A 7,175-nucleotide genomic window follows, 5' to 3' on the forward strand; every position below is an offset into this window, starting at 1 on the left:
TTCAATCTTCCCAGTTTAATGAACGTTCAATGGCTTTTTTCCAACCTTTAAAATTCTTGTCTCTCAATGTATCGTCCATCTTTGGCGTCCAGGTTTTATCTACACCCCAGTTGGCAATCAAGTCATCAAAATTTTCCCAATAACCCACTGCCAAACCAGCCGCATAGGCTGCACCGAGTGCTGTAGTTTCTATCATCATTGGCCTGATGACAGGTACTTTGAGCATGTCTGACTGAAACTGCATCAAAAGCTCATTTACAGTCATACCGCCATCCACTCTGAGCGAGGTTATTTCTATACCGGCGTCTTTTTCCATGGCTTCTAAGACATCGAGCGTTTGATAAGCAGTGGCTTCCAAAACTGCTCTCGCTATGTGATTTTTGTTTACATATCTTGTTAAACCTGCCACCACGCCACGGGCGGTATTTTCCCAATATGGAGCATATAATCCCGAAAAGGCAGGTACAAAATAGGCTCCTCCGTTATCATCCACAGCCTCCGCCAATGTCTGAATTTCGCTACTTTCTTTTATCAAGCCTAGATTATCTCTCACCCATTGCACCAAAGCTCCCGTTATGGCCACAGAACCTTCTAAAGCAAAATGAACAGGTTGATTTTCAAATTGATAAGCAACGGTAGTCAATAGGCCATACTTAGATGGAATGGCTTTTTCACCTGTATTGAGTAACATAAAACAACCCGTTCCATACGTATTTTTAGCCTCGCCGGGCTTGAAACAAGTTTGTCCAACCAAGGCCGCTTGTTGATCGCCCAAAATTCCTGCAATCGGGACACCAGCCAATGGCTCGGCAGTGATGTCGCCATACTTCATACTGCTAGGTTTTATTTCTGGCAACATGGCCTTGGGAATGTTCAATTTCTGAAGAATTTCGTCGTCCCAAGTTTGGGTTTCGAGATTCATCAACTGAGTTCTGGAAGCGTTGGTTACATCGGTGATATGGATTCCACCTTTTATACCGCCCGTCAAATTCCACACCAAAAAAGTATCCATGTTCCCGAAAATGGCCTCTCCTTTTTCAGCATCTTCACGTAGTCCATCCACGTTTTCGAGTAACCACTGAATTTTTAGTCCACTGAAATAAGTAGCCAAAGGTAAACCAGTTTTTGCCCTTATCCAGTCGCTTCCAATTTCCTTTTCAAGTTTTTCTACCGTTTTACCCACGCGGGTATCCTGCCAAACCAAGGCATTATAATAAGCTTTACCCGTGCGTTGATTCCAAACAACAGCCGTTTCTCTTTGATTGGTAATACCGCAGGCAACGATGTTTTCTATTTTGATTCCCTTTTTTATACGAGCTTGGGCTATCACTTCTTGCGTATTTTTCCAGATTTCTTCCGGGTTGTGTTCTACCCAGCCAGGTTGCGGGTAAATCTGTTCGTGTTCTTTTTGGGCTACCGATACGATTTCTCCTTTTTTGTCAAAAAAAATGCATCGTGTACTGGTAGTGCCTTGGTCAATGGAGGCAATTAATTTCATTAAGGTTGATTTTAAAATAATCCCTAAATTAGTGCAAAAATTGGTTTTAATAAACCTAAACTCAAAAATGTTGAAATTCTTCAAATTTCTGATAATTACATGCTCTCTTCTAGGCATAATAGTATTATTTTTTCAGGATATTCTCATTTTGCATCCGGTAAAACTACCGAAGTCATATAATTATAGATTTGATGAATCCTTCGAGGAAATTAATTTTTCATCAGAAACCAATACTGAAATCAATGGTCTATTATTTAGAGTAAAAAACTCAAAAGGCTTGGTCTTTTATAACCATGGTAATGCGGATAATTTGCAAAGATGGGGAAGGCATGCAAAAGACTTTACTCAGCTAGGCTATGATGTTTTTTTTTATGATTATCGTGGATTTGGCAAGAGTTCAGGAAAATTCACAGAAAGAGAAACATTGAAGGATGCAGTATTTCTTTTTGATAAAATAGTAAAAGAATATCTAGACAAAAAAGTTATCATTTACGGTAGATCACTTGGGACAGGAATAGCAACATTTGTGGCCAAAAACAGAAAAGCAGATGCATTGATTTTGGAGACACCCTACTACAATATGGCCGACGTAGGTAAATCATGGTTGCCTTTCATTCCGTTTGAAAAAATACTGACCTATAAATTTCCTACCAACGAATGGATTAATGACGTAAATATGCCCATTGTTATTTTCCATGGCACGGCAGACGCCGTAGTGCCATATTCTTCTGGCAAAAAACTATCACATATGACTGAATGTGACCTAATTACAATAGAGAATGGCAAACATAAAAACCTGGCTGAATTTGAAAAATACCATACCGAACTTAAAAAAATATTGAGATAATTTAATAGAAATTGTCAAGCCCAAAATCCAAAACCGTCATTAACATTTTGTAAAGAAATAAATATTAAAGTTTGATATACTTTTGGCACAAAAATAGCCCTGAAACAAATTGAATAGCCAAACCAGTAAAATAAAAACGCCATTGAAATTTAACGCTCAAACCTTAAAAGGTTACTTCAAAAAACTACTCTTTCTGACGCTGTGTTTTCTTTCTTCTTTAAAAATAAACGCCCAAACTAAGACCAATTTTGACAAAAACACTTGGGTTTTTATGGTAGGTGTGTTGGAATGGGCCGATAAAAACGAATTTGCTTCCTTTGACAAAAGAGGTAGAGTAGATGCCAAAATCTTGAAATTTCTACAAGACAGTGGCATTGCCGCAGACCATATTGTTTACTTAAAAGACAAAGAAGCAACCACATCCGAAGTCAAAAAGACCTTTGCAAATTTCCTTAAAAAAGCCAAAAAAGAGGACCAGTTGTTTTTTTATTATTGCGGCCATGGCTATCACAATGACAAAGGAAAGGTCTGCTTTGCCAATTACTCAGGCGGCGACTGGACAGCCAACGAAATCGTGAAAGCAGTAGATGAGAATTTTGCTGGAAAAACAGCCTTTTTTACGGCTGACTGCTGTAACTCAGGTGGCTTGGCAGATGAAGCACAAAAATACAAAACCAAAAACTTCGTGGCCTTGAACTCTGTTGTTCCGAAAGATCTTTCAACGGGTAACTGGACTTTTTCAAACGCTCTTTTGTATGGCTTACAAGGAAAAAACTTTGTGGACATCGACAACAGTGGTAATATATCATTAATAGAACTTGCCCAATATATTGACCAAGAAATGGCGATAGTGGAAGGACAAAAGGCAGCCTACTATGTTCCTCAAAACTTGAAAAATCTGGTGATTAGCAGTGGACTTTCGAAAAGAAAAGACAAAAAAATTGGCGAACACATATGGGTTGATTACGACGGAGAGGATTATCTGGGATTCGTAACCGCCACAGACCCCGCAAAAGGCCTAAATGTCAGGTTTTATAGCTATACCAACAATGAAATAGAATGGGTGGCTGCAAAAAGGGCAAAGCCTTTTGTTTGTAAATCAGACTTTCCTATTGGTGCAACAGTAAGAGTATATTCAACTTATGACGCAAAATGGATGAAAGCCCGAGTTTTTAAAAAATTCTCCTGCTTACATTATATCAGATATGAAGGCTATGGAAGTGAATGGGACGAATGGGTTTCACCCGAAAAAATAAAAAAGTAGCAGTCTTTGATATCCATAATGCAATTCATTTGCATAGCTTTACGAACCGCAATTAAGCTCCCACAATTTTATTTATCTCTAACTAAAAAATGGTGGTAAACCACTGATAAAATCAACCATGGAATTAAGTTTCAAAAATCAAGGTGGCGACGACCGTGAGATTTCGGGGTATTCATACATGACCCCAAGTTCAGGTGCTCAAAAATACAAAGCATCATCAACCATAAAAGGTCAAAAACTACCCCCAAAGGTAGATTTACGGCCACACATGACGCAAGTAGAAGACCAAAAAAGACTCAGTAGCTGCACCGCCAATGCAGTAGCAGGTGCTTACGAGTACTTGGCTAAAAAATATTTGGCTAAAAAAGCTTTTGACGTAAGCCGACTATTTATTTACTACAATGCCCGACTAAGAAGTGGCAAAGAAATTAAAGACTCAGGTAGTCATATTCAGTACGCAGTAGACAGTCTGATGAAAATTGGTGCTTGTAGAGAAGAAACTTGGCCTTATGATCAAACAAAAGTTAACACCAAACCACATGAAAAATCTTTTGTGGCAGCTGCCAACTTTAAGATAGAAAAGACCAAGTTTGTACCAGTAAGATTAGACGATTGGAAGAGATGCTTGGCAGAAGGCTATCCGATTGTGTTTGGAATAGCCCTTTTCCCTTCTTTTGATACCTGCAACAAAAACAAAGGTGTTGTGCCTATGCCATCTCCAACCGAGGCGTCAAGAAGTGCTCATGGTTTGCATGCCATGCTTTGCGTGGGTTATTCTGAAGTAGACAAACTGTTTATTGTAAGGAACTCTTGGGGTGACAAATGGGGAGATGGCGGTTATTGTTACATGCCCTATGAATACCTAATTAATCCGAAGTTCAACATGGGTGACTGTTGGATTTTTGGGCGATCAACACCCATACCTGAGTCAGAAGACACATGGGTAGAAGACAAAAAGTCGGTTGTAGATAACGGCAGAGGATATAATCGAGAAAATTTTGTGTATTACAAACCAGATGATTACGGCAAATTTGACCCATTGGATGGCATTGAAGTGGAAGAGTATGATGAAGAAATACCGGAAGAATTTGAAGAACTTGAATACGAAAGTGAAGGAGAATATGACGAAATACTAGAAGAATACGAAAGTCAGTTTGAAGGCTTAGAGGAAGAGGAGTACGACGAAGAGGAAGAAGACTCAGAGGAAGAGTACGAAGAAGAGGAAGAAGAAGAAGACTCTGAAGAAGAGGAAGAAGAAACTGAAGAAGAAGAGGAGTACGACGAAGAGGAAGAAGAATCTGACGAAGAGTCCGAAGAAGAAGAAGAAGAGGAGTACGACGAAGAAGAGGAAGAAGAATCTGAGGAAGAGTCCGAAGAAGAGGAGGAAGAATCTGACGAGGAGGAGGAGTCTGACGAAGAAGAAGAATACGAAGAGGAGGAGGAATCTGAAGAAGAAGAGGAAGCCGAAGAAGAAGAATACGAAGAGGAGGAGGAAGCTGAAGAAGAAGAGGAAGCCGAAGAAGAAGAATACGAAGAGGAAGAAGAGGAGGAGGAAGCTGAAGAAGAAGAGGAAGCCGAAGAAGAAGAATACGAAGAGGAAGAAGAGGAGGAGGAAGAAGAAGAGGAAGACGAAGAAGAAGAGTACGAGGAAGAGGAGGAATCTGACGAAGAAGAGGAAGCCGAAGAAGAGAGCTCAGAAGAAACAGAGGAAGAAGAATAAAACTAAAAAGACACGATCAGATTTTGGTCGTGTCTTTCTTATTTACTAAAAATCAATTAGACTGACTGTAGGTAAATCCAAGAATCGCATTTACCTGTGTGTTTTTTACACCTTCGGTATTTATATTTTCAAAGCTATTTTCCAAAGCAGCCGTAAACGAAATGTGCTTAGCCACTTTTAGTTGAATTTGAGAGAAAGCATTCCATCTTAAATAGTTACTGGTGATAGAAGGTTGGAAAAATGTGACATTATTGAAAAACAACTTGTCTTTTATCAGCTCTGCCTTCAACTTTATTCTCGTAGAGTTTCGCCAAATGTTTCTATCCTCTCTTGTATAAAAATCAGTTTTCTCTTTCAAAAACGCATTGCTTATTCCCAGTTTCACACGACTATTTGGGTGGTTTTTACTGCCAATTATTTTATATCCCACACCCAATCCAAGCATAAATCTAGAATTGATTTTCCGAAGGTTACTTTCTTCATAAGATCCAAAAACAAGTCCATAAACATCTGCTTGTGAATAAAAAAGTGTGTTATTTAAATCTGCGTAGAATTCTCTTTCCTGCAAAATTTTGTTGTTTCGACCGTACTGATATTTTGGTGAGGTGTTGAATCCCCAAATGGATGTGGGTTTTTCAAAATTCAAAGATGCTCTCAGGGTCAGCAATTGTCTATTTACATTTCCCGAATTATAGACACCATCAGCACCAAACGAATAATACCATTCAGGCAGAGCTTCACGTTCTTCGGTCGAAGGCATTTCGTCGCCCTCTTCTTCCTCATCTTCGGCTATTTCTTGAGTAGTTTGAGTAGAATCGGTCTGGGCAGAAACTTGATAAATAGAAATACATAAAAAGGCCAAAAGGCATATTTTTCTCATGGGTTTTCAGGGCTTATCTTTATTGGATGCAAAACTAATTTTATTTTTTAGTTTCACAATCAAAAAATCACCCAGAGTAACTTATTTAAAAACCGTTTGCATTTTAGGGATGGTAATTATTCACCCATATTTTTATACAAGTCTGGCCTAGAAATCTGCATTATTTTTTCTGGAAACTTGGGAGCATCGAATCCGAACTGGCGATAAAGTCCGTGTGCATCATTAGTGGCCAATAGCCAAGTTCTGAGGTTTTTAAATTCTGGAATTCCCATAATGCACTCCATCAGAAACTTCGACAAACCCAACCCACGGTGCTGTTCCAATACAAAAACATCTGCCAAATATGCAAATGAAGATTGATCTGTAACCACTCTGCAATAGCCCACTTGCACGTTTTCAAAAGTATAAATACCAAAAGTAACCGAATGTTTTGCCGCATTTTTGACGATTCCGAGCGGAATGTTCTCTGACCAATAGGAGCGTTTAAGGTAGCCATGAATCACCTCAAAATCCAGCAGAGTTTTATCTGTGCAGATAAAGTAATCGTCTTTTTCAAATCGGTAGTTTTCGAGGAACATGTTATTTAATAGGATTGTGAACCTTTAAGTTTTCTATCCAATCAAAATCTGCGGAGTTTCTAGTAATGACTTCAAAATTACTAATCAAAGCAGTTGCACCAATTAATGAATCTCCAGCAGTCATTTTTTTCTGCTGCCTTAGGTCGATTGCTTTTCGAACAATGGGGTCCGTAATAGGAATCACATTTAAACTATAAAAAACACTCTCGAAATATTGTTTTTGACTTGGTTTTAGTCCATGATAGCCTAAAACTTCTATTTCAGAGAATTTAGAAACATAGTTTTGTGAATCTTTCAAATATTCTCTTAGATAGCTGAATTCATCAAGGGCGGAGTAAATTATAATATTACTGTCTATTATTCTCATCAAATTCTAGGAAGTTCTCTA

The 7,175-nt window shown here is 38.6% G+C and carries 7 protein-coding genes; 3 read left to right on the plus strand and 4 right to left on the minus strand.

Annotation, left to right across the window (positions count from 1 at the left end; all coding sequences use genetic code 11):
• Window position 1: 1 nt before the first annotated feature.
• Window positions 2-1,498, minus strand: a complete 1,497-nt coding sequence (glpK, locus tag EGI24_RS18955) for a glycerol kinase GlpK (RefSeq protein ID WP_255050149.1) — start codon at window positions 1,496-1,498, stop codon at window positions 2-4.
• 67 nt (window positions 1,499-1,565) lie between these two features.
• On the opposite strand from glpK, the gene EGI24_RS18960 reads away from it, so the two are divergent.
• From EGI24_RS18960 to EGI24_RS18970, 3 genes are all read left to right on the plus strand, one after another.
• The gene (locus EGI24_RS18960; protein ID WP_255050150.1) at window positions 1,566-2,345 is read left to right on the plus strand and encodes an alpha/beta hydrolase; all 780 of its coding nucleotides are present in this window, start codon (window positions 1,566-1,568) and stop codon (window positions 2,343-2,345) included.
• Window positions 2,346-2,454: 109 nt separating this feature from the next.
• The gene (locus tag EGI24_RS18965) at window positions 2,455-3,609 is read left to right on the plus strand and encodes a caspase family protein (protein WP_255050151.1); all 1,155 of its coding nucleotides are present in this window, start codon (window positions 2,455-2,457) and stop codon (window positions 3,607-3,609) included.
• Between the two features lie 118 nt (window positions 3,610-3,727).
• Window positions 3,728-5,329, plus strand: a complete 1,602-nt coding sequence (locus EGI24_RS18970) for a C1 family peptidase (protein ID WP_255050152.1) — start codon at window positions 3,728-3,730, stop codon at window positions 5,327-5,329.
• A gap of 52 nt (window positions 5,330-5,381) precedes the next feature.
• Here EGI24_RS18970 and EGI24_RS18975 read toward each other — a convergent pair whose 3' ends face one another.
• The 3 genes from EGI24_RS18975 to EGI24_RS18985 all read right to left on the minus strand — a co-directional run bounded on the left by EGI24_RS18975 (window position 5,382) and on the right by EGI24_RS18985 (window position 7,154).
• Window positions 5,382-6,209, minus strand: coding sequence for a DUF481 domain-containing protein (locus tag EGI24_RS18975; RefSeq protein WP_255050153.1), 828 nt, complete (start codon window positions 6,207-6,209; stop codon window positions 5,382-5,384).
• A 116-nt stretch (window positions 6,210-6,325) separates the two neighbouring features.
• A complete protein-coding gene (locus tag EGI24_RS18980) occupies window positions 6,326-6,787 on the minus strand; it encodes a GNAT family N-acetyltransferase (protein WP_255047478.1) in 462 nt (153 codons plus the stop codon).
• 1 nt (window position 6,788) lies between these two features.
• Entirely contained in the window at window positions 6,789-7,154 is a 366-nt protein-coding gene (locus EGI24_RS18985; RefSeq protein WP_255047477.1) for a type II toxin-antitoxin system VapC family toxin, read from the minus strand.
• Window positions 7,155-7,175 lie beyond the last annotated feature (21 nt).

Origin of the sequence: Lacihabitans sp. CS3-21 (genome assembly GCF_024343675.1) — a bacterium.
Classification (GTDB): Bacteria; Bacteroidota; Bacteroidia; order Cytophagales; family Spirosomataceae; genus Leadbetterella.

Bases quoted from the DNA above. Each gene is read 5' to 3' on its own strand.
- glpK (WP_255050149.1), bottom strand. From the start codon at position 1,498: ATGAAATTAATTGCCTCCATTGACCAAGGCACTACCAGTACACGATGC.
- EGI24_RS18960 (WP_255050150.1), top strand. From the start codon at position 1,566: ATGTTGAAATTCTTCAAATTTCTGATAATTACATGCTCTCTTCTAGGC.
- EGI24_RS18970 (WP_255050152.1), top strand. From the start codon at position 3,728: ATGGAATTAAGTTTCAAAAATCAAGGTGGCGACGACCGTGAGATTTCG.
- EGI24_RS18975 (WP_255050153.1), bottom strand. From the start codon at position 6,209: ATGAGAAAAATATGCCTTTTGGCCTTTTTATGTATTTCTATTTATCAA.
- EGI24_RS18980 (WP_255047478.1), bottom strand. From the start codon at position 6,787: ATGTTCCTCGAAAACTACCGATTTGAAAAAGACGATTACTTTATCTGC.
- EGI24_RS18985 (WP_255047477.1), bottom strand. From the start codon at position 7,154: ATGAGAATAATAGACAGTAATATTATAATTTACTCCGCCCTTGATGAA.